The sequence below is a fragment of the Paraniabella hibiscisoli genome (assembly GCF_022512515.1).
GTDB lineage: Bacteria > Bacteroidota > Bacteroidia > Chitinophagales > Chitinophagaceae > Niabella > Niabella hibiscisoli.
On record NZ_JAKWBK010000001.1, the window covers coordinates 4603695 to 4626352 of the forward strand.

The following is a 22658-nucleotide window of genomic DNA, read 5'->3' on the forward strand; positions in this document are numbered from 1 at the left end:
CAGGAGGGGAGCAATCACCCCATACCAATGATCGGCACCGGTCAAAGCTGCGCCTGCTGAGCCGTAAGGACAGGGCGGATCCATACCGGGTGTTCCGCCGGTTTTTAAATACCAATCTGCCGCCCGTTGGAAGCAGGACCTGAACCGTACCCTGGGCTATGCTTTGAGCCGCGCTGCTGTAGATGATACGATGAATCTGCTGCCCGTTTATTGGAAGGTGACATGCCTGGTTGAGGCAGCCTGTGTAGTGCATTTGAGGGCGCAGGCTGTTGCAAAGCCAGCGGTGGAAGTGGCTTTGCAGAGTGCGTAGCAAATTCATTTATCCCACCATTGACTAAGAGTGCGTATTTATGTTGGGATGTAAAATCTATTTAAAGTTGTTTTACTCACCTGGTTTCTTAAGTTTACCAATAGGTGTAATAAGTACCGGAGAACGTATATTATATAAATAGTTGAGTTGTAAAAACGGGCATAAAAGAGCAATGAATTTTCCCCACCTTTTTCTTGATAGAAAGGTGGAGCCAAAAATCAAGCCCGCCCGGACGACCGGTCGGACGGGGCTTTGAAAAAATTTGCTAAAAACAAACTCACAAGCCTAAACCCGCCATCCCGAAGGTTCGGGACGCCCCGTAGATGCGAGATAATTACTGCAATACTACGGGCTCGGATCCCGATAGCTATCGGGAGCGGCTTCTTAACGGCTTCCATCGTTTGTTTTCTTAACGCAATTTTTTCAAGGCCGCTTGGCATGCGTTGACGGCATCTTCGTAACTAAGTATTTTAAAACTCCGCATTAAATAACAGCAAATGATGGATTAGCATAGATATTTATAGATCAGCATCCGCCCTGGCACGGTAGGTACAGAGGGGCGGACACACCACTATATTCATAGTTGATACCCGCCCGTACCGAACGGCATGTTCGGGCGGGGCAGCACTTACCGGTCCCGAATGCTTTCGGGATAAGTGCCGCCGGGGGCTTTTGTGTTCCTTTTGCCTGCCCGGATGAAGTCCCCGCCAGAATGAATCTTTCGGGCTGGCGTTCGGACGGGACCAAACCTGCCTGTCGGCAGACAGGCAAAAAGGGACGAAAGAAAATTAAAGCACTTATAAATATTTTCGACCCCGGCATTATTACTAACATCATGTATTCCTCTAAATGGTGTTATGTACGAGTGAACTTTCTTAAAATGATTATGTATGCAAAGCAAGCTTTTATCTGATCTATACAACGTTAACATATGAAAACTGCACACAGGTCTAACGCTTGAGATTGGAGATCGTTATAGGCTAGTCAGAGAAAAACTCCTGCTAACCTATGCCCGGAACACACCTGGCATTTTTGGGTTGCAGAATTTAGAGATAAGAGAGCTACGCCGTAGTTTTCGGGCTGCCAACATAAAAATATTTTGATACAAATCTGCCTGAAAATGAAATACACAATTTCCCAAATCATATTATATTTACATACTGCAATTGAACCTGGGAAAAAAGCTAACCCTGCAACTGCATATTTTATCAACCAATATAGTAACGCATTATGACAGAAGGATCGGCTGCAGAGCATGTAGAAGAGCGGGCGCTGGGCACATTAACAACAGAAGCTTTTTTGACCCTGGCCCAACAAGCGGCTACCCAGGCAGGACTTACCATTGGCTTTACCAACTACATCGGTTTTACCGCATATACCAATAACGGGGCTTTCTCCTGGAATGCAGAACTGGCGGTAACGGTGGCCAATAACCTGGCACAGATCAGCAGCCGCACCACAGGTTATAATTTGAAAGAACCGGGTAAGAACCAGGAGCTGGTGGCATCTGTATTAGCGAAAATAGATGAGCTGGAGGGCGCTGCTGCCCATGAGGTGCCAACCGCTGCCGGTGACCCCCAACATAAGCCCGGAGAAGAATTGCCGGAGGCAGCATCAGCGGAAAAAACAGAGGAAACCAAAAACTTTCTTTCTTTTTTGTGCCGGTGCGCGGCTATTTTATTACCCCTATCCTCATCTATTTAAACATACTGATGTTTATGGCGATGGTGGTAAACGGCGTGCATGTTCTTAACCCCGACGGGGAGGCACTGGTACGCTGGGGAGCGAACTTTAAGTCCGCTACGCTTGATGGGCAGTGGTGGCGATTGCTGACGAACTGTTTTATACATATTGGTATTTTACACCTGTTGCTGAATATGTATGCACTGATGTATATTGGCTCCCTGCTGGAGCCCTACCTGGGAAAATCGAGGTTTTTGGCAGCCTACCTGTTAACGGGCATTGCGGCCAGTATTACCAGCCTTTGGTGGCACGATCTTACCATTAGTGCTGGCGCTTCGGGGGCAATATTCGGCATGTACGGTGTGTTTCTGGCCATGCTTACCACCGATCTTATTGAAAAAGAAGCAAGAAAGTCTTTACTAACGAGCATCGGTATTTTCGTTGGCTATAATCTTTTGTATGGCCTTAAAGGAGGTATTGACAATGCAGCCCATATTGGCGGACTGGTAAGCGGTTTTATTGCAGGCTACATATTGTTACCTGGCCTGAGAAATACAGAGGAGCCGGATTTAAAATGGAAAGCGATAGGCTTGCTGAGTCTGGTAATATTGGCATCTTCCTTTATCGTATATAAAAACCTGGATAATGACCTGGTGATTTATGAAAAAGGAATTCAAGAATTTACAGATACAGAAACTTTTGCTTTGTCTGTGTTCAAATTACCAGAGGATACACCCAAGAAAGAGAAACTTTTTGTGCTGAGAGATGAGGGCCTTAACTACTGGAACCAAAATTTAGCATTGGTAAAAAGCTTTGACAAGCTCAAGCTACCGCCGCCTGCAGTAAAAGAAACGGACTGCTGAAACAGTATTGTGAGCTGAGAATACAAAGCTACGAGCTCATGTACCGGGCTATTGCCGAAGAATCCACCCATTTTGATGAAGAAATTGAAGCGGTTAATAAAAAGATTGAAGCCGTTATTGAAAAGCTGGGGAGGATTCTTAGATGACAGGTGTTGGTTGACAGAGGAGAGGAGGAGCAAGATACGAGATAATTGATGCTGGATGACGGCAGAAGTCGCGTGCCAGATATTGATTCATTGCTTTTCCCTACTAGCTATTTGCTATACCCCACTAGTTATTATTGCCTACTCACTATTGACCATTCACATCAGATGACAGGTGTTAGTTGACAGAGGATAGTAGGAGCAAGATACGAGATAATTGATGCTGGATGACGGCAGGAGCCGCATGCCAGATATTGATTCATTGCTTTTCCCTACTAGCTATTTGCTATACCCCACTAGTTATTATTGCCTACTCACTATTGACCATTCACATAAGATGACAGGTGTTAGTTGACAGAGGATAGGAAGAAGCCAGATACGAGATAATTGATACTGGATATTGACGGGAGCCAGATGTCAGATACCAGTTCATTGCTTTTCCCTACTAGCTATTTGCTATACCCCACTAGTTATTATTGCCTACTTACCATTGACCATTCACATCAGATGACACGTGTTAGTTGACAGAGGATAGGAAGAAGCCAGATACGAGATACTTGATACTGGATATTGACGGGAGCCAGATGTCAGATACCAGTTCATTGCTTTTCCCTACTAGCTATTTGCTATACCCCACTAGTTATTATTGCCTACTTACCATTGACCATTCACATCAGATGACACGTGTTAGTTGACAGAGGATAGGAAGAAGCCAGATACGAGATACTTGATGCTGAATATTGACGGGAGCCAGATGTCAGATACCAGTTCATTGTTTTTCCCTACTAGCTACTTACCATACCCTACTAGCTATTTGCCTCCCTACTCACTATTCCCCATTCCCTTTTTTGGGCCGCCGCTCAATTATTACCAATAGTTCGATTTAAGTAGTAATTTTGGCAACTTTTAGAAGAGATTGAATCATGAAGTTATACCCCGAATCGGCGGCGTTACAGTTAGAGTTTGAAAAGGTTAAAGAACTTTTGGTGGCGCATTGCCAAAGCAATTTTGCGCAGGAAAAGGCTAGCCAGCTGCGCATTCATACCCATAAAAAATTTGTTGACGGAGAACTGCGGCAGTCGCACGAGTTTAAGCAGTTGCTGATCAACGGCATTTATTTTCCGAACGATTATATTTTGAACCTGGCGAAGGAGTTAAAGCTTTTATCTATTTCGGGCGCTGTTTTACAGGGAGAAGACCTGATACAGATACGTAAGCTGGCGGAAAGCATTGAAAAAATATTTCGCTGGTTTAATGATGAAAGAAAGAGCGCCTACTCTGGTTTATACGAAATAGTAAAGCATACCTACTACGAAAAAGCTATTATTGAGCTGATAGATGAGATCATTGACGACCAGGGAAATGTAAAAGATTCGGCATCGGAAGAGCTGAAAGATATCCGCCTGAGCCTGTACCGCAAAAGAACGGAGCTGAGAAGGATCTTTGACCGTATTATTTCTAAATTGAATAAGCAGGGATACCTGGCCGACATTGAAGAAAGCTTTATGAATGGCCGCAGGGTATTGGCGGTTTTTGCTGAACATAAGCGTACGGTAAAAGGTGTTTTGCATGGCGAAAGCGATAGCCGGAGAACGGCTTTTATTGAGCCAGAAGATACCATGCACCTCAACAACGATATCAGCGACCTGGAAAACCAGGAGCGTAAGGAAGTCTACAGGATATTAAGGCAGCTTACTTCCAGGCTTTCGAAATTTGCCGATCTGCTGAACGTGTATCATACCGTTGTTGGAGAATATGATTTTGCGCGGGCCAAAGCTAAATTTGCGGTTGATGTAAATGGAGAATTTCCTATTGTACACGATAAAGCGTTTGTACACCTGGTAAATGCTTACCACCCGCTTTTATATTTATATAATAAAAGAGCCAGTAAACCTACTATACCGGTTTCCATAAGCCTGGATGAAACGAAACGGATACTGGTAATAAGCGGCCCCAATGCGGTGGTAAAACGGTAACCATGAAAACCATTGGCTTGCTGCAGATGATGTTACAAAGTGGTTTGCTGGTACCCGTACACCCCTCCAGCGAGTTTGGTATTTTCAAGCAGCTGATGATTCATATAGGGGACACGCAAAGCCTGGAGTTTGAGCTCAGTACTTATAGCAGCCATTTGATACACATGAAGCATTTTATGGAAAATGCTAATGGTAAAACCCTGTTTTTTATTGATGAGCTGGGTAGCGGTAGCGATCCCAACCTGGGTGGCGCTTTTGCTGAGGTGATCTTGCTGGAGCTATTGCGCAAACATTCGTATGGTGTAGTAACCACGCACTACCTGAACCTGAAAGTGATGGCGGGGAAAACAGCGGGTATTGTGAACGGCGCCATGGCATTTGACGAAAAGAAATTGCAACCGCAGTACCAGCTTATTGTGGGCAAGCCGGGCAGCTCTTATACTTTCTCCATTGCCGAAAGGATAGGATTAGAAAAAAGGCTGATTGAAAAAGCCAGGGGCCTGGTGGAGGAAGACCAATACCGGCTGGATAAGCTATTGAACCGTACCGAGCAGGATCTGCGGGATATTGCCAAAAAGGATAAGGAACTGGAGCGCCTGATTAAAGAAAATGAGCGCCTGCAAAAAGAGATGCAGCAGGTGATGGATAAAGAGCGCCATAAACAGCAGGTGGCCGTATTGCGTGAGCAGAACAAGATAAGTGAAGACCGTATTACCTACCTGAAGGATATGGAACGCAAGCTGAAACAGATTACCATTGAGTGGAAGAAAGAAGAAGATAAGCCCAAGCTGATCAAACAGATGGCTGCATTATTATTTAACCGGCCCGAAAGTAAAAAGGCCAGCAAAATGCAGAAAAAACTGGAAAACAAATACAGTGAAGTGGGCGGTGATATAAAAGTAGGGGATAAGGTGAAAATGAAGCGCAATCACCAGGTGGGAGAAGTGTTAGAAATTAAGAGTAAACGGGCTGTGGTAAAAATAGGTTTACTGCCCATGCAGGTGGAGTTGAGCGATTTAATAGTGGTTAAAGAAAATACACCGGCGTAGATAGTATAAAAAAACATCAGATCTAATTGATATATGCGTTTAATTGCATTGGCAATACTGGTATGCCTGACGGCATGCGCTGCTAAACTGGGAAAAAACATCATTGAAAAACGGGCTCCGCTACCGGCGCATGATTTTGTGCTGGTATTGCGCCAAAGCGATGATTTTATTAACGATGGCGTTAAAATAGGAAGTATCCGTTCGGTAGATAATGGCTTTTCGGCTAACTGCAGCTATAACGAGGTAATAGGCGATTTAAAGAATATGGCCAGAACACATGGGGCTAATGTGATTAAGATCACCCGCCGGCTGGCGCCTGATAAATGGAGCAGCTGTGAAAGAATTTATGCAGATATTTATAAGGTGGATGATTACCGGAAGCATGAGATAGAAATAGAATGGGATGCTCAGCGACGCCTTACCTGGGCAGACTTTAAGGCAAAGGTTCCTGAGTCGCCTTCAAAGTTCCAGGTTGCCGCTATTACAGCCTGCGAGATAGTAGTTGAGAGTAATGTATTGACCTTATTTTCCAAACCCCGTTTTTTTGCCACCAATAAATTTAGTTGTTATGCCAGTTGGGTAAAGCCGGGCCAGCAAACTGATAGTTTACTGCAGCATGAGCAATGCCATTTTGATATAGCAGAAGTTTACCGAAGAAAGCTTCAAAGGCAGTTGGATGCAACAACGGTAACTGCTGCCGATGCACCCAAAATGATGAAGGAAATGACCCGGCAGATTGGAAAAGCATACCAGCAAGAGCAGGCGGTGTATGATGAGGAAACAGCGCATGGTTTAAACAGGGTGAAGCAAAAGGAGTGGGAGGCAAAGATCGCTGCCTTACTGAATTGATATTGAGCGTATATTTATTGAAAGAAATGTAAGCATGAGTGAACTGAACCCAACATCGCGCCGGAAATTTATAAAGAATGCCACGGTTATTGCCGCGGCGCCAAGCCTCTTAAATATGGAACCATTAAAGAAATCAACTATCGTACATCATGTGTTCTTTTGGTTAAAAGAGCCTGGAGAAGCGAATGTAAAGGAGCTGACAAAGGGTTTACAAGCCTTAAAAGCCATACCCCAGATCAAAAAATTGCTGGTAGGGGTTCCCGCATCAACTGAAAAGCGCGATGTGGTAGATAACAGCTTTCATGTGTCTGAGCTGATGTATTTTGATAATGTAAAAGACCAGGACGACTACCAGGTGCATCCCCTGCACAAAGCATTTGTAGACCAGTACAGCCATCTTTGGGAAAGGGTAGTGGTGTATGATATGATTGCAGAAGGCATTTCCTTATAACAGCGCTTTTATATAGCTGATCATCCGGTATTAATCGCTCCGGCCGGCGCTGATTTGTACGGTACCTGAGCGCTACTAAACTGGATAGATGATCTTGATTGTACCCGCATAGCTATTTGTAAACAGGAATACTGTAATCGCCCAGCTATCTGATGCCCACCACTAACGGGAGCTGCTTGTGGTATTTAGCCTCCAGCAGAAAGACTTATATAGTTCACCTTTTAAAAGCGCTGCTTTTGTGCGATAGCAAAAACACGCGAAGGATAGGAGCGGAAAGCCCGCAACGAAGCGCAGCGTAGTGAGGACTTGCAGCGAATAGCCTGACCCCGGTTAGAAAAACAAGGCGAGGGTAGGAGCCGTAGTTTTTTCTTAGCGGGGACGCGCCGAAATAAGTTTATACCATAAAAAGTAATGCTGATTAATGCCAGTAAAGGAACAGCGCCGGTAGGTTTAGGTCCACTCCGGAAATTGAGAAGTATTCAGATCTAAAGCTGCAATTGCTTTCATTTCAGCTGGACTCAGCTTAAAGTCGAAAATGTTTAGGTTCTCCACCATATGTGCTTTTTGAACCGTTCGGGGTATGGCTACTACGCCACGTTGGTAATGCCACCTCAAACTTACCTGGGCATTGGTTTTGTTGTGTTTTTTTCCAATATCAGCCAAGGTTTGATTGGTAAAAAGTCCGTTTCTACCCTCGGCAAATGGGGCCCAGGCTTCCATTTGTACACCATTTTTCTTCAAATCATTATAGGAATCCATCTCGTGAAAGAAAGCATGCGTTTCAATTTGGTTGACGGCGGGTTTGATTTTAGCCACCGACATTAAGTCTTTATATTGCGCCGGGGTAAAATTGCTGATGCCGATGGCTTTTATTTTACCTTCTTTGTACAACTCTTCCATCATTTTCCATGAGCCTTTAAAATCGCCTCTTGGCCGGTGAATCAGGTATAGATCCAAATAACCGGTGCCGAGTTTTTTAAAGAGGTTTCAAAAGCCATTTTGCTCTTTTCGTACCCGGAGTCATCTACCCAAACTTTTGAAGTGATAAATAGGTCTTCTCTTTTGATGCCGCTTTGTTGAATGCCTGCCCCAACAAATGCTTCGTTTCCATACCTGGTGGCCGTATCGAAAAGGCGATACCCCACAGCAATAGCGTCAGCCACAGAACGCTGACAGATATCACCTTTTAGTGAATAGGTTCCAAAGCCCAGCATGGGCATTAACAAGCCGTTATTGAGTTTGACTGTTGGAACGGCACTTTTGTTTTTTATAGCATGGGCAGCACTATAGGCACGATTGCCCAAGGCCGGTAAAAAGATGGCAGAAGCTGCCAATACCGCAGTTTTTTGTAAAAAGTCGCGGCGTTTCATTGGGTTGGGTTGATTCCTGGTATCCATAATATTTTTATCAATCCGGTTTTTATTTTCACTGGCTGGTTAAAACTCAAAGTGCTGCAGCAAGCTACTCCCGGGGGCTGCGATAATCGTTTTTATTGCCGGTGTGTAAGAGGGTTATGTAATAATTTTATTGAGATATTGCTCTAAAATAACAGCAATTATTCTCTTAATCTATTTTTTAAGTTCATTCTTGCATGCAGCACTCTTAGAATCTCTACTTCTTTGGGCTTCTGCAGTCTATAGAAAACGATATGCTTACCTACTTTAAACCCAAATATTTCTTTTGACAGCGCTGCATAGCTTTTACCCAACGCAGGGTTTTCAGCAATTTCCTCAAAGGCAGCAATAATTAACTCATAATACTTATCCGCCTGGTTTTCTGACCACACTTCATAAGTATAATCCCAAATCCGGGTAAGGTCTTCAACTGCTTTATTCGTTAATACATATTTAGCCATCTTTTCTCTTTGCCAATTTTAATTGGGCTAAATGTTTTTTAGCATCAAAATTTTTAGCAACGCCGCTATTAATGCCTTCTTCAATGGCATTTTTAAGCGCCTGCACTTTATTTTCTTCCTCTTCCAGCAATCGCAGGCCTGCCCTTATTACCTCACTGGCATTGCTATACCTCCCTGCGGCAATGCTATGCTCTACGAAATCTTCAAAGTAATCGCCCAATGATACAGAGGTATTGCGTCCCATAACGTTTCTTTTTGACGTAAAGTTACCAAATTTTGGTAACTTTTTCAAATACACACTTACTATCCCTCATCATCAAACAAATCTAATTGCCTGCTCTTCGGCGGCTTCACCTTACCAAAAACCGTCCTCCCCCATATTTCCAGGATTCCGCCCTTTCATGGGCGATCACCTCGTCAATACTGCCATCCGGAATAAAGTCTTCGGCCAGACGGTCCGTTATTTTTGATAGGGATTGTATCGCCTGCATTTTATCCTGCCGGCCCAGCTTGGCCCTTTGAATGGCCTGCTGTAAGGTGTCGATCGTTTCATCATACACTTTGGTAGGCACCGGGAAGGGGTGCCCATCCTTGCCGCCATGGGCAAAAGAAAAACGCGCCGGATCCTTAAACTGTGTGGGCTGACCATAGATCACCTCGCTCACCAGCGCCAGCGACTGTAAGGTTCTTGGGCCCAGGCCTTCCAGCAACAGCAACTCTTCAAAGTTCTGTACCTGCTTTTCCTGAGCCAGCCATAGCACCGCGCCCAGGCGCTTCAGGTCCACATCCTTCGCCCTTACATCGTGGTGACCGGGCATTACCAGGTGCCTCATCTTCACGATTTCCGGCAGCATCCGGTCCGGGTTTTCGGTGGCTACTTCCATCATAGCCGTTTTTAAAGGGCGTGCCAGTTGATCAGTCAGGTTGAGGATGGTGCCCTGGTTGGCCCCGTAAATGCTGGTATGCGGCGTTTCGGTAAACGATTGTACGGATGGTGAGTGCCAATGATACCGCCGGGCCGTGGCGCTGCTGTCGCGCATGCCTTGCTGGATCACCGTCCACTGGCCCTCGTCGCTCACAATGAAGTGGTGCTGGTACAGCTGAAAGCCATCCTGCACGGCCGTATTATCCACCTTGGCGCTTAGCTTGCTGTTGCGCACCAGGTCGGGCGCGTTCAGGCCGGTAGTTTCGGCAAAGCGGAGGATATCCTGAGGTGTGTTCCGCGAGTGGCGGCCCTTACCGCCGCAGATGCAGATGCCCAGCTCCCTGGCCAGCGGGTTGATGCTCCTTTTAAAGCCCCCATTACCGAAGTAGTAATGCCCGAAGAATGCCAGTCCATACCCATCACCGCGCCCAGGCTCTGGAACCAGAAGGGGTCGCTGAGCTTAGACAGCAGGGCGCTTTTACCCTGTCCGGCAATAATTTCTTCCACAATCGCCTTGCCCAATGCCGCCATGCGCGCTGCCAGCCAGGGTGTAGCCTTCCGTGTTTTTAGGACAGTTGAAGATTAGACTTGAATAAGTTAATTTTAAACTGTCAGATATGAAAAAGCAAAGATTTAGCGAGACGCAAATAGCGTCGATTTTAAAGCAGTACGAAGGTGGCCGCGAGGCCCTGGAGCTGTGTCGGGAGCATGGCATAAGCAAAGCAACATTGTATAACTGGCGTAAGAAGTATGCCGGCATGGATTCCAGCCATATCAGAGAGCTCAAGGCTCTTCAGGACGAGAACCGCCGCCTTAAACAAATGTATGCAGAGTTGATGCTTGATCATCAGCTTGCCAAACACATTATCGAAAAAAGTTATAAAGCCCTGTCAAAAACGAGAGCTGGCGGAATCTGTAATTAAAGAACAATCCATTAGTGTTGGCAGGGCTTGCAGAGTAATTCATTTGCAACGCTCTCTTTGGTATTATCGAAGTGGTAAGGATGATAGCGCCATTATCGATAAGCTTAGTTCTTTGGCGGATCGTTTTCCAACACGAGGTTTTGATAAGTACTATGCGATCATCCGCATTGAAGGAAACAAATGGGCCAGAAGCCGTGTGCTACGTGTGTATCGTGAGATGAACCTGTGCAGGCGCAGAAGGCATAAGAAAAGGCTTCCCTCACGAATCAAAGAACCGCTTCAAAAGCAATTACTGCCCAACCAAAGTTACAGTATGGACTTCATGTCTGATAGCCTGGTGAGCGGTAGAAAATTGCGCATATTTAAGGTGGTGGATGACTGTACGAGAGAGTCACTTGCAGTATGGTGCGATTATTCTATCACCGGTCAGAAAGTAACTGAGATACTGGAGCAGATCACTGCAGAAAGAGGAAAGCCTCTTCAAGTAAGAGTAGACAATGGGCCAGAGTTCACCGGAAAAGCTTTTAGTGAATGGTGCAGTGATCGATCAATAATTATTAAATACATACAACCCGGCAAGCCGATGCAAAATGCCTATATAGAAAGATTAAACAGAACATACAGAGAAGATGTGCTAGATGCGTATTTGTTTGAATCATTAGAGGAACTCAGAATACTCAGCGATGAGTGGCAGCATGGCTACAACCACCTAATGCCGCATCAATCGTTAAACAATCAAACGCCGGCAAAGGCCCATCAGTCGGCCCTGCCGGGGGCACTTCATTTAAAACATATGACTGAACGGCAACAGCAGAACCCTGATCAACCATTTAACCAACAATCATATATTTTAAATGAACAATCACCAATTTGTCTAACTTAGACCTGTCCTAAAAATGATAAGGCTTCAAGGGCGGCACCTGGCCGTTATGTAGGGGTAAGTCTGCACTGCCGGATCGCTGCATCATATACTAACAAAATTAGCATTTAAATTTGATGTGCCTCATTGATTCAAAAAAGCGGGTACCAGGGGCAGCCGGCGAGGGGAGCGGCAGTACTTTTATTTTTATTTTTCTTTGAGGGCGTACCCCGGTATGGGGCCGATGGGGCAAAAGTGCAGCAAGGTACACCTTATAGCCTTCGCGAATGTAATAAAGCGCTGCTCCCAAACCCCATACCGGGGCCGGGCTATCCGCTTGTAGTCCTCGCCCCGGCTAAGGGCCGTGGCTGTGGGCTACCGCTGCTATCCCTCACGCGGGGAAACATTATCACACACACAAGTTTAGCAGAAAAAACATACTAAAAGTTACTTTTGTAGAATTAACTTGTGAACCAGGATGGCAGACGTACATGATAAAGCAACGCGAAGTTATAATATGAGCCAGGTTAAGGGCAAAGATACCAAACCTGAAATGTTGGTTCGCAAATTCCTTTTCGCACAAGGCTTCCGTTATAGATTACATGATAAAAAATTGCCCGGAAAGCCGGATATTGTTTTGCCTAAATATAAAACTGTAATCTTCGTTCACGGTTGTTTTTGGCATGGACATGAAGATTGTAAATATGCTGCGCTTCCTCAGACTAAAACAGAATGGTGGTTTAATAAAATTAACGGCAATATTAGCAACGATTGTAAAGCGATAAATACCCTTGAAGCAAGAGGGTGGAAAGTGTTAGTTATTTGGGGTTGTAGCCTTAAAAAGGCAAAATTGCAAGAGACGCTTCAGGACATTGTATTTCAGCTTAGAAGTTAAAAATTTTGTAATAGTTAGTACTTGATCGTACAGTCAGGGGCTAATTTTTAAATTTTCAAAAGGGATACAGATTAAATTAATTAGGCTGCTGGACTCACTTGATCCAGCAGTTTTTGTTTGGCTAAGGTAAGCGATTCTTTAAAAGTTTGCAGTGGAGTTTTACCAAAGCAAAATCTGCCACTGTGAGGTCGCTCATTGTTGTAATGGTCCAGCCACTCGTCCAGATCATTTTGTAAAGTTTGAAGATCCTGGTAGAGCTTTCTTCGGAAGGCGATTGCATAGAACTCATCCTGCATGGTACGGTGTAAGCGTTCGCAAATTCCATTACTTTGGGGATGGCGCACTTTCGTTTTGCTGTGATCTATACCTTCAATCTGTAGATATAATTCATACTCATGATTTTCGGGTCTTCCGTTAAACTCAGTTCCTCTATCAGTAAGTATTCTGAGCATTGGTATTTCATGTTCGTCAAAGAATGGAAGAACTTTATCATTGAGAATATCTGCCGATGTAATAGCATGTTTGCTTGTATAAAGCTTAGCAAAAGCTACCCGGCTATAGGTGTCAATGAAGGTTTGTTGATAAATCCTACCTACACCTTTAATTGTGCCAACATAATAGGTGTCCTGGGAACCTAGATAACCAGGATGCTCCGTTTCAATTTCCCCATGGGCTTCTTGCTTTTCTTTTTCCGTTCCATCGCTATAACCTGGGCTTCCGTAAGGATCAAACCGTCCTGAGCTACGCGAGCCTCCAGAGCCTTGAGACGTTTTTCAAAAATCTCCAGATCATGCCGTTGCCACACACAACGAACGCCAGCTGCTGAAATAAAAATACCCTGCTTGCGAAGTTCATTGAAGCTCTGGATTGGCCATAGGCTGGAAAATCGAATGCCATTTTAACAACAGCATTCTCAACTGCTGGGTCTACACGATTTTTGGGAATGGGTTTACGGCGACTTATTTCTCTGAGAGCCTCTTCTCCTCCAGTCTCATAGAGTTGTTTAAGACGGTAAAAACTGTCACGGCTAGTACCCATTAATTTACAGGCACGAGTCACATTGTTCAATTGTTCGGCTAAATTGAGTAAGCCAACTCTGGATTTGATTAACTTAGTTGCAGAATTCATAATCTGACTTTTGGGGGTTATTAATTTAGTTTGTCGTTACTCTAAATTAACCCCAACTGTCAGATTAAGTCTTAACTTCTACAAGTTATTCTTCTTTCCTCTACAATTCCCTTCAATTCCTCAATACTAAATATGGGTTTTCTTTTGTGGATTATGGAATGACAATTAGGACAGACTGGAATTAAATCTTGCTCGGGATTAAATACATATTCCTTTCCAATAGAAGATATAGGAATTATATGATGTACATGAATATATCCTTTCCCAATATCGCCATATATTAAATAGAAGTCGAATTGGCAAACCTTACACAATGCACCATGATATGCTATACACATTCTTCTTGCCAGCGGATTACGCTCATACTTATTTACTGAAATTTTCGAAGTGGTACCTTCTCGCAAATGTGTATTTTTGGACAGCCCAGAGTAAGTAGGTTCTTCTAATAAATTATATGGATAATTTTCAAATTTCCAAACAACTTTAACCGGCGTTGTATTTTGGTATTCTTTTGCAACTACATTTCCTTCAAATACAAAGGGTGCCTTATCTTCTGTACGTGTAAACAAGAATATTTTCTGCTCTTCGGCAGGATGAAGCATTGCATCTATTTGGGGTTGTTTTAAATGGGATGTTGTAGCACCTTCCCATACAAACAAGTCTCCATCCCAATAGTTATTGTAGTCATGGCCCGTTCTACCAGGAATGCCTACATTGGAGAAAATGAAATAATTTCCTTCATATTCTCTGTACCCTTTATCCCAGGCACCTCTTTGTCTTTCTGGAGGTACATCAAGAATCTTGTAGATATCCCGTTTGGTATATTTATTACCTATTTCAAACATGACTAAATCTTCACAAAATCAACGCCTACTCTTGAAGGGTGACCGAATGCATGGTTCGCTATCCTTTGAGCATAATCATTGCGTAATGTAGTTATATACTTAACATCAAAATAATTAAGATTTTGATCAATTTGTTCTTTAGTAAACTTATTAGTTATATCCCAAATTCTGATTTTGTTATCTATAAGCTTGTTTCTTTCGACGTTGTAAACTTTAGGTTTAATATAAAAGGGTTTATAAAGAAAAGACTTGTAAGCTCTTAATTCTGCCTCTAGCTTTCTATTATAAAATTGCTCATCTGTTTCTCCGTCCTGTTTTTTAATTTTCCCCTTCTTTACAATCTCTGCATCCCCCATTGTACTACTTTATTGTTAGGCAGAAAACTCAGAAATGCAGTGTCGCCTAATCGCAATGCAGTTTCCACATCCGGAAACTCTTTACCTTTTGCAAAGTAAAAATTTGATTCAATTTTGTTTGGGTAATAACAATCACACAAAGCTGTTATGCATAGATAATAGTCTTCCTGAGCCTTGAAAAACATCTCCGAAATTTAAATTTGGTATATCTTCCGAATTTAAACTTTTTACAGAAACAGCATTGTAAAAGACGTTCAACTGAAATAAGTCTTCAACTGTCGGTGCTTTTTTTTCTAATTCTACACTTTTAAAGTTTAAAAAGTCTTCTTTCAATAATTCTAGTTTTGCCGTTCTTAATTTTAGAGTTGCTTGCTCTAACAAAAGTTTCTTGACAATAATTCCAAATGTTTTATCATCCTTAATATGATTTCTGAATTGAAAAAGTGCTTCTGTGGAAGATTTTAAAATTGTTTCATCAATAAAGCGTTCATTTTTGTTAAATACGGATTGCATTTCCAGTCCTAGCAATTGAAAAAAACTGCTTTTATTCTTTATTACCTGATCTGATATCCTTCTAATTAAATGACTATAGTCGGAATCGCCTTCTTCCTTTTTTATAGCCAGAACAAAAGTATTATTTATAATAAAAGAATCTTCTCCTGAATAAATTACTTCGTGGTTAATATAATTTTCTTTTTGAAAAAGTACTTTTCGTAGTCAAGAGAAATGTTAATTAGATCAAGTACTATGTTTTTCGACTTATCTCTAAACCTTTCAATAGGAAATTCATCTAAGACTATCTGATTATCTTCAAAAAATGAATCAATACTATTGCTAGGGTTTCTCTGAAATTCTGCAATTTCTTCTATTGTTACATGAGCATAGGTATTCTTTATATTTTCAATTTCGTCTTTTTGCAAACCAGAAAAGTATGCTGTTAAATAGAGAGGTATCTTATCAAAATTTGCCGCCCTTGAGTAAATGCAGCAAAAATTAATGTATGGCGCTTCTATGGATTTCGCAAGTAGTTCTAATGAATATTGTTGTCCATCATTGTCATTCAGCTCCCAATCTAATAGTATCAAATCTTTTCCTGTAAACAAATAATTTATCAAAGAATTATCTGTTATCTGCTCTTTTTGAAACTTATGAACTAGCAGGCTTTTTCCATTCTCTTTGAATGTTTTAAACAATGCCCCCGATAATTTTTCTTCTACTACACCTGTGTCAATCGGGGTTCCGGAATAAAAATCTTTAGCTTTATCATCAATAAAAACAGCAGAATTTATAGATGAATTTAATATGGCAAATGCTTTATCACTATACATTTCCTTCAATAGTTTGGTTTATCACGAAGCATGCTCCGTTTAAAGAGTTATAGGTTTTATCATTAGTTGCATAAATATCCAGGCCGGCTTCGTTTAAACTTTGTTTCGATAAATAAAGTCCGATACCTCTGCCGTTAGGACGTTGAGAATAGAAAAGGTCACATATTTTATCAAGTCTATAATCGGGTATCTTTTCTCCCGAATTAGCAATAACGATTTCCTTACTATCAGGCAAATAATCAAGCTTAATGATGCGTTGTTCTTTATTGCGCATCCAATAAATTGCGTTATTGATAATGTTTATAAATACGGTGTGAATTACAGGTTCTTTAATACTGATAGAATGGTTTTTGAAATCGTCAGATACTTCAAATTGTATATCGTATTCTTTTATTTGATTTTCAAAAAATCAAGTAAGTAATTATAAATAGTGTTTCCCGCAATATCTTTTACCAATGCGCCGGATATCCGATATAAAGGTGATAATAGTGCATATTTATCTTCTAATTGTTTAAAATTTCTTTCTAAAAAATTAAACTCTGAAATCGAATTGACCTCATTATTTTCACGTAACACGCCTAATTGATTATTTATTTTTGCGTACAGCTGGTTAAACTCATGGTCAATAATTTCAACAGCAATACCCAATTGAGCTGTATCTCTTGTTTGTTCCCATTGATATTTCATTTGCTCATACTGTGCTTTTTATAAGCACCTTGAACTTGCTCTTCATCAATATCAAAGGATAATCGCTTAATATGTTCTACCAGCGGAAACAATGTTTTTTCCGCTTCTGCTAGTAGTGTGCTGTACAGGTTTTCTACCTCATTGGTGAATTGGCCCACCTGCTCTTTAGAGACTATAGTATTAAGCGTTTTTTCTTTATTTTCAGAAAGTGAGTTACTTAGACGTTTTGCCCGTTCTCTGTAATCCTTCATTAAAGAATCAGATTTTTCATCTAGCTGTTGCCGGTATTCATTAAGTGATTTTTCCAGGGCTGAAATATACCCGTTATATTTTTGGTAAAATCGATCTTTAAATCCCTGATCTCCAGTTTGTCCTGCGCCTTTTTATTTAATGCTTCTCTTCGGGGGTTACCAATTCAATATAATTATTAAGGCGGCTTTCAAATTTATACAATCGTTCTTTTTGGGTCTCCGTAGGTTTATATCGCTTAGGAACTTTCGGGACCAAACCTTTAAACTCTAAATCTAGTTTTTGAATTTCGTCCAAAATATCTTCAACCTCCGAGTAGGTGATATTAATGTTATTCAGTTTTTCATCCAGTGTAGTCAGCAGGTGTTCATATTTTGTTTGATGTTCTTCTAACCTTTGCGGATAACTGGTCAATGATTTGGTAAATGCAATTTTTTCCGCCTTTTCTCTGGCTTTATCGGCTTGTAAAGCCTCATTTTGAGCGTTAATTTGTTTCTTCTTATCCAGAAAAAGTGATTCTTTGGCTTCAGTAGCAAAATAGTCTTGCGCTAGTGTTACAAAAAAACCAATAACATCATTTACGAAAGATTGATACTGGGTATTGGCAATTAAACCTTCGCGACTTGATTTATCTATTAGCTTTGGATTTTTATCTCTTTCGAGTCCAAGGTAGCCAAACATTCTTCTGTAGGAAAAATAATAAGTTCCCGCCCTTTTGGATCGCCTCTCTTCAAAATTTAGAAAATCTGCATTGTACCTCCCATAAGGCAGCACTCTAAATTCATCTCTATAAATATATAATCCACCATATAAAGTGGCTTTTGCTTTTAACCCTGCGAACTGTTGCTCTGTAAGAAGTGATGATTTTTCTTCACCTTGAGAGTAGCCTAATTCAATAGGAATTTCACCGTAGAAGGACGATGATTTTCTTTGCCTCGGGTTCAAATAATCGTAATCTATGATTTGGTCATAAATTCTTATTTGTCCTTTAAACCCTCCCTTGCCATCAAATTTCCCATTTATAAAAACATCTGCTAAGTCAAAATCGCTTCTCGTGAAAAAATTGCCAGATGAAGTAAGTAAATCATATTGTTCAGATTCAGTGTGAATATTTATAATAGTAGAAATGTGTATTGTTTTCTCTTTAAACGGATTTGTAAAGCCTGATAAACTGGTGAGCACAAACATTTTTTCATCTCTATTATCATCATCTTTTTCTGAAAGCTCTATGATTTGATTAATAGGGTCAAAAATCAAGAACATAGTTCCGTGTGCGTCATCTGAGTGAAAAAAGAAGATATATGGTTTAAAACAGGTTCTTCTAATATTGTATTTTTCGTCTCTGAAATAATAACCGATTTTAAATCTATTTGTTTGTCTTCCCAAATCGGGTTACCATCTGCGTCAGACTCTTTATCAAAGTTTGACAAAAACATCCGCTTCAATTTAGAAAATGCTGTTTCTAATAACTCGATATTTTCGACAGATTGAATAGGAATAACAATGTCGTCCAGAAATAAATTATAATTTTCTAACAACCTCCAATCAAAATATACTGCTTGCAAAGGATAGCCCATTTTCTTAGTCAGCATCAGCATAGGGTTGCCTAAATAGGCTACAGACAAGCGTCCTATACCTTTTTCGCCTGCTTTAATACGGGGCTTTTTCCACAGCGTATCTTCAGACTCCTGCTCCAGTTCCGCCCTGGACTTTGAGTCTGTTCCCAGCACCAGCCATTTATCTAAGATATCCGTGTCGGACATTCCTTTACCGTCATCAGAAATGGCGAAGTAAGTTTTTGAAAGTCCTTTGTAACCTTCTTTGTATAAATCAGCTCTCAGGCTATCGGCATAAGCATCATAACCGTTTTTCCATAATTCTGTAATGGCAGTAGGTAAATCGGCAATTTGTCCTTTTCCCAATAAATCAACAGCCCGGGCTTTCGTTCTAAATTGCATTTGCATGTTTTTTATAGCCATACCTATATGTCTGGCATATTCGGGTGGAACGGCATTACCAATAAGGCGTGCTATAGAAGCAATGCTGGGACCATAAAATTTATATGTTTTGGAAAGGATTGCAAAGTGGCACCTTCTCTCAATGATAACGGTCTGTCTTCTTCCGGGTGTATAAATCTGCCATTGGAAATACTGAAAAACTTGGTTGTAATCGTAGGTGATGGTCTGTTCCACCAAAGTCTGCCGTAAGTATCTTTAAAAGAATCGTCTCTGCCTATAAAACACTTTAATTGCAAGTGCTCTATATTGGCGAAGCCAAATCTGGTACCCCGTCTTTTTTATATATTGTAATCTTTCAGCATTAATACTACTTATCTTTTGTACCGTATGTATAAAAGGAGTAGTATCTTTATGACCGTGCGAAATCTTCGGAAAACCATTTTGCTCACCGAGTACATCAGACACCGTTATCGGTTTCGAATTTAGTTTAGCAGGAAAAATAGCTTCGTCGATAACCCGGTTGGCAACCAGTGTAAATCTTTTTCTGCTTTGAGGTACACCGTAATCGCAAACATTGTGAACATCAAAATGCACTTTATAGCCTTCTGTTTCGAGCCAATGTATAAATCCTGCCAGTCCGCTTTCTTCTTTTGCCGCAATACACCAGGTACATTTTCTACCACAACAAAGCCTGGTCTGAAATATTCTACAAACCTTCTGAATTCGATCAATAAGTTTTTAGATTCACTTGATTTTTTCTTGTCAGTGTTTATGATACTCCAAAACTGGCAGGGCTACAACCGATGAGTATCAACTCATCGTCGTTTCTTTTAGTCCTAGTTTTTTTGAAGTTGCTGCTCTTTCAACTCAAAAACATTGGCCAGAATAAACTGAGCACCATCTATATTTGATTCATATGTTTCTCTACACTGTTCTTCGTAATCTATACCGGCCAGAACATTAATTCCGGCCATCTTCATACCATAACTCATGCCGCCACCGCCGCAGAAAAATCTACTGCTTTAAGCCCGCTGAGCGGAAGATTATTGCCGTTTTTAGTCGTTTTTTTCATTCGGTCCAAATGTATTACTAAATTTAACTATTTTATACACAATAGTTTGCAAATTTCAGTAATTTTATTATTCTTTTACTACAGTATTTTTCTTAACAATACAAAAATACTTTTCATTTTTCGTTAAAAACCGGGGTTTTCCCCGTTTTTTGTTACTTTTTTTTACTTATGAGCTGTTGTAGTAACAGCTTTTGATCCTGAGCCACAAAGCTAATTCAACCTCACAAACAAATCAATACTGGAAAACCCTACTTTTTAATAGAGCAATCTGCAATAGTTATTATTGACAAGAAGCATTCTTCTATTTCTGATTGCAAAATATACTTAGATGATACCGAATTTAGCGGCATTTACAATATGTAATTAAAACCAGCTTTCATAAAGTTCAGATGTTACGATGCTTCTTGCCCCTTTACTTGTATTACAACTGTCACAAAGTAATTGAATATTTGCTACATCATTTAAGCCGCCCTGCGCAAGGGGCATAATATGATCGTAATGGTTTTATTATTCATAGAGACGATCCCTGATAGGTCTTTGTGACATAAGCAGCACCTGCCGCGATCCCTGAAATAAACAGCTTTCTTGCACCATTCCGGTATATGCACCCGTTTAAGGATACCTGCTTTTGTAAAATACTTTGCAGCTTGTTCATATTCTTCTTCGTCAAAATCTACTAAGTTTATACGATCCATGCGCTGTGCTATCATATCATTAAATAATAACAATATTTTGCGGTTATTAAACATCAGGTAGAAAATTTCGTCTGCAATTTTTTCGTATAAATCCCATAATATGCCAGTCAAATAAAGTTCTTCATGATACTTTTCAACATCATCATAGGTCTTGAACTCTTCTCCATCCAGGTAGTTTTCCATATTATAATCGTCTAACGCATGTACCGCGTAGAGTGAACTTATCACGGGCGTGTAATTGACAATACTTAAAATCACGTTCATCGTGCTCGTGCATATCATTGTCAAAAAATTCACCTACAATATATGCTGAATGAATACATGAAATGCACTTTTTTTGAAACGGTTCTGCCAGTTATATATAATATGCCTTCATCGGCGAAAAAGTTACTTATGAAGCCAGGAGCCTCAACGTCGCGGACAAAACATTATTGACAATATTGGCATAATAATAAGTATTAAAATATGTATGCCTGAAAAGCCCTTTGTTTTCATTATTGTTAACTTAAGATATTGGATTACTATTGAGAATATTACATCCGCGTGAGGGGATACGGCGGGCGGCGACTGCAAGGAGGCGATTGCAAAGCACGGAAGCGCAGCGCACCCTACAGTAGCCCGACCCCCACTAAAATATCAACAACAAACAGGGCAGGGCACGCCCAAAATAAAAACTACCTGTTATTTATCAACTGCTCATATCTGGCAATCATTTCATCTTGTGCTTTTATCATTCTTTCATAAAGAGCCATTTTCTCCTCATGTAGCTTCATTAGTTCATCAATGGGATTGTTATTGATTGTAGCAACTACTGATGTTCCAATCATAGCCTCTTTATTAAAAGTATTCGCGATTACATTCACCGCCTGCTCTTCATCAAAATTCTGGATCGCCTCTACAGGTATTTTCAATAGGGCAGATATTTTTTGAAGTAGGGGAGTATCATCGTTTCCTTCTGCTCAAGCAGGATACGGCCTGCTGGCTCGCGTTGAGGTCAAAAGCCAGGCATCTTGTTTTATACCCAGCATCGCGGAAACGCGTTTAATGTTGCGGCCTTCGTGTACTTTATGGTTCGGCATAGCAGTATGTGTTGTCATAGAGCAAATTTAGTTTTTTCAAATTAGATTATGCAAGCCTAAAGGTACATAAAATACAGGCTTTTTTGGTAAAACACAGCGGATTTATGTAGGAAACAATTGCCCCGGAAAGCAAAGCGCAGGTTCATAAAACCCTGCTCCAGTTCTTTAAGGAGTTAAGAAAAACTTGGCGCTGAGTTTGGCTATAGAAGCGCTCACAGAAATGTTGCATTTATTGTATCAACTCGGCACCATTAATACGCGCCACTTTAAATGAGCAATTAGACATAGCCATTATGCAAAAATTACTGGCCAAGCTACACGTGGCTCGCGCCGCAAGCTTTGTCCTGTTGATTGCTTTAGGTAAGCTGTGCGTTGAAAATTCTAAAAATGTCGATAAAATTAGCCATATCGAAAAGGATATATTTGAGTTGGAAGACTGCTAATTATAACCAGAAGCAGGTGTTATATCCTTTATCGCTC

Annotated in this window: 19 protein-coding genes and 6 pseudogenes; 7 read left to right on the top strand and 18 right to left on the bottom strand. The window is 41.1% G+C overall.

The window, feature by feature from the left end; all coding sequences use genetic code 11:
• Positions 1-1540: 1540 nt before the first annotated feature.
• The 5 genes and pseudogenes from MKP07_RS28220 (at position 1541) to MKP07_RS28245 (ending at position 7324) form a co-directional block, all read left to right on the top strand.
• Positions 1541-2014 (top strand): hypothetical protein, encoded by a 474-nt coding sequence (locus tag MKP07_RS28220; protein WP_240850568.1) that lies wholly within the window; start codon positions 1541-1543, stop codon positions 2012-2014.
• Entirely contained in the window at positions 1969-2856 is an 888-nt protein-coding gene (locus tag MKP07_RS28225; protein WP_240850569.1) for a rhomboid family intramembrane serine protease, read from the top strand. Before MKP07_RS28220 ends, MKP07_RS28225 begins: the two co-directional genes overlap by 46 nt.
• 1066 nt (positions 2857-3922) lie before the next feature.
• Positions 3923-6024: pseudogene (locus MKP07_RS43885) on the top strand (endonuclease MutS2).
• A gap of 33 nt (positions 6025-6057) precedes the next feature.
• Positions 6058-6873, top strand: coding sequence for a DUF922 domain-containing protein (locus MKP07_RS28240; protein WP_240850572.1), 816 nt, complete (start codon positions 6058-6060; stop codon positions 6871-6873).
• A 34-nt stretch (positions 6874-6907) separates the two neighbouring features.
• Entirely contained in the window at positions 6908-7324 is a 417-nt protein-coding gene (locus MKP07_RS28245; protein ID WP_240850573.1) for a Dabb family protein, read from the top strand.
• A 450-nt stretch (positions 7325-7774) separates the two neighbouring features.
• Here MKP07_RS28245 and MKP07_RS43070 read toward each other — a convergent pair.
• The 4 genes and pseudogenes from MKP07_RS43070 to MKP07_RS28270 form a co-directional block, all read right to left on the bottom strand.
• Positions 7775-8721: pseudogene (locus MKP07_RS43070) on the bottom strand (aldo/keto reductase).
• Between the two features lie 158 nt (positions 8722-8879).
• Entirely contained in the window at positions 8880-9179 is a 300-nt protein-coding gene (locus tag MKP07_RS28260; RefSeq protein ID WP_240850576.1) for a type II toxin-antitoxin system RelE/ParE family toxin, read from the bottom strand.
• Positions 9172-9423 (bottom strand): type II toxin-antitoxin system ParD family antitoxin, encoded by a 252-nt coding sequence (locus MKP07_RS28265; protein ID WP_114793126.1) that lies wholly within the window; start codon positions 9421-9423, stop codon positions 9172-9174. Before MKP07_RS28265 ends, MKP07_RS28260 begins: the two co-directional genes overlap by 8 nt.
• Before the next feature lie 106 nt (positions 9424-9529).
• Positions 9530-10635 (bottom strand): annotated as a pseudogene (locus tag MKP07_RS28270) (DUF763 domain-containing protein).
• An 86-nt stretch (positions 10636-10721) separates the two neighbouring features.
• Here MKP07_RS28270 and MKP07_RS28275 point away from each other — a divergent pair.
• Both MKP07_RS28275 and MKP07_RS28280 read left to right on the top strand, forming a co-directional pair.
• Positions 10722-11772, top strand: a pseudogene (locus tag MKP07_RS28275) (IS3 family transposase); the annotation flags it as partial.
• A 592-nt stretch (positions 11773-12364) separates the two neighbouring features.
• Entirely contained in the window at positions 12365-12781 is a 417-nt protein-coding gene (locus MKP07_RS28280; RefSeq protein WP_262919524.1) for a very short patch repair endonuclease, read from the top strand.
• Positions 12782-12861: 80 nt separating this feature from the next.
• On the opposite strand, the pseudogene MKP07_RS28285 reads toward MKP07_RS28280, so the two are convergent.
• From MKP07_RS28285 to MKP07_RS28350, 14 genes and pseudogenes are all read right to left on the bottom strand, one after another.
• Positions 12862-13909 (bottom strand): annotated as a pseudogene (locus MKP07_RS28285) (IS481 family transposase).
• Between the two features lie 71 nt (positions 13910-13980).
• On the bottom strand, positions 13981-14754 hold the full coding sequence (locus MKP07_RS28290; RefSeq protein WP_240850578.1) for an HNH endonuclease: 774 nt from the start codon (positions 14752-14754) through the stop codon (positions 13981-13983).
• A gap of 2 nt (positions 14755-14756) precedes the next feature.
• Positions 14757-15110 (bottom strand): hypothetical protein, encoded by a 354-nt coding sequence (locus tag MKP07_RS28295; protein WP_240850579.1) that lies wholly within the window; start codon positions 15108-15110, stop codon positions 14757-14759.
• 132 nt (positions 15111-15242) lie between these two features.
• Positions 15243-15638, bottom strand: a complete 396-nt coding sequence (locus MKP07_RS28300; protein ID WP_240850580.1) for a hypothetical protein — start codon at positions 15636-15638, stop codon at positions 15243-15245.
• Between the two features lie 140 nt (positions 15639-15778).
• Complete coding sequence (locus tag MKP07_RS28305; protein ID WP_240851112.1) at positions 15779-16438, bottom strand: response regulator receiver domain; 660 nt, start codon at positions 16436-16438, stop codon at positions 15779-15781.
• On the bottom strand, positions 16431-16832 hold the full coding sequence (locus MKP07_RS28310; protein WP_317236121.1) for an ATP-binding protein: 402 nt from the start codon (positions 16830-16832) through the stop codon (positions 16431-16433). Before MKP07_RS28310 ends, MKP07_RS28305 begins: the two co-directional genes overlap by 8 nt.
• Positions 16829-17125, bottom strand: a complete 297-nt coding sequence (locus MKP07_RS28315; protein ID WP_240850582.1) for a hypothetical protein — start codon at positions 17123-17125, stop codon at positions 16829-16831. The genes MKP07_RS28310 and MKP07_RS28315 overlap by 4 nt, the downstream gene beginning before the upstream one ends.
• Positions 17122-17376 (bottom strand): hypothetical protein, encoded by a 255-nt coding sequence (locus tag MKP07_RS28320; protein WP_240850583.1) that lies wholly within the window; start codon positions 17374-17376, stop codon positions 17122-17124. Before MKP07_RS28320 ends, MKP07_RS28315 begins: the two co-directional genes overlap by 4 nt.
• Before the next feature lie 136 nt (positions 17377-17512).
• Complete coding sequence (locus tag MKP07_RS28325) at positions 17513-18637, bottom strand: hypothetical protein (protein ID WP_240850584.1); 1125 nt, start codon at positions 18635-18637, stop codon at positions 17513-17515.
• Positions 18628-19566, bottom strand: a complete 939-nt coding sequence (locus tag MKP07_RS28330) for an ATP-binding protein (protein WP_240851113.1) — start codon at positions 19564-19566, stop codon at positions 18628-18630. The genes MKP07_RS28325 and MKP07_RS28330 overlap by 10 nt, the downstream gene beginning before the upstream one ends.
• Positions 19567-19587: 21 nt before the next feature.
• Positions 19588-20324, bottom strand: a pseudogene (locus MKP07_RS43075) (DNA cytosine methyltransferase).
• Between the two features lie 443 nt (positions 20325-20767).
• Entirely contained in the window at positions 20768-20890 is a 123-nt protein-coding gene (locus MKP07_RS43080) for an HNH endonuclease (protein ID WP_394803607.1), read from the bottom strand.
• A complete protein-coding gene (locus MKP07_RS28345; protein ID WP_240850587.1) occupies positions 20866-21363 on the bottom strand; it encodes a hypothetical protein in 498 nt (165 codons plus the stop codon). The genes MKP07_RS43080 and MKP07_RS28345 overlap by 25 nt, the downstream gene beginning before the upstream one ends.
• A 410-nt stretch (positions 21364-21773) precedes the next feature.
• Positions 21774-22010 carry a hypothetical protein gene (locus MKP07_RS28350; RefSeq protein ID WP_240850588.1) on the bottom strand — a complete coding sequence of 79 codons (237 nt, stop codon included), beginning with the start codon at positions 22008-22010 and terminating at the stop codon, positions 21774-21776.
• Positions 22011-22658 lie beyond the last annotated feature (648 nt).

Coding starts and splice junctions, on each gene's coding strand:
- MKP07_RS28220 (WP_240850568.1), top strand. CDS start 1,541: ATGACAGAAGGATCGGCTGCAGAGCATGTAGAAGAGCGGGCGCTGGGC.
- MKP07_RS28240 (WP_240850572.1), top strand. CDS start 6,058: ATGCGTTTAATTGCATTGGCAATACTGGTATGCCTGACGGCATGCGCT.
- MKP07_RS28245 (WP_240850573.1), top strand. CDS start 6,908: ATGAGTGAACTGAACCCAACATCGCGCCGGAAATTTATAAAGAATGCC.
- MKP07_RS28260 (WP_240850576.1), bottom strand. CDS start 9,179: ATGGCTAAATATGTATTAACGAATAAAGCAGTTGAAGACCTTACCCGG.
- MKP07_RS28265 (WP_114793126.1), bottom strand. CDS start 9,423: ATGGGACGCAATACCTCTGTATCATTGGGCGATTACTTTGAAGATTTC.
- MKP07_RS28280 (WP_262919524.1), top strand. CDS start 12,365: ATGGCAGACGTACATGATAAAGCAACGCGAAGTTATAATATGAGCCAG.
- MKP07_RS28290 (WP_240850578.1), bottom strand. CDS start 14,754: ATGTTTGAAATAGGTAATAAATATACCAAACGGGATATCTACAAGATT.
- MKP07_RS28295 (WP_240850579.1), bottom strand. CDS start 15,110: ATGGGGGATGCAGAGATTGTAAAGAAGGGGAAAATTAAAAAACAGGAC.
- MKP07_RS28305 (WP_240851112.1), bottom strand. CDS start 16,438: ATGTATAGTGATAAAGCATTTGCCATATTAAATTCATCTATAAATTCT.
- MKP07_RS28315 (WP_240850582.1), bottom strand. CDS start 17,125: ATGAAATATCAATGGGAACAAACAAGAGATACAGCTCAATTGGGTATT.
- MKP07_RS28320 (WP_240850583.1), bottom strand. CDS start 17,376: ATGAAGGATTACAGAGAACGGGCAAAACGTCTAAGTAACTCACTTTCT.
- MKP07_RS28325 (WP_240850584.1), bottom strand. CDS start 18,637: ATGTTCTTGATTTTTGACCCTATTAATCAAATCATAGAGCTTTCAGAA.
- MKP07_RS43080 (WP_394803607.1), bottom strand. CDS start 20,890: ATGCCCCTTGCGCAGGGCGGCTTAAATGATGTAGCAAATATTCAATTA.
- MKP07_RS28345 (WP_240850587.1), bottom strand. CDS start 21,363: ATGAACGTGATTTTAAGTATTGTCAATTACACGCCCGTGATAAGTTCA.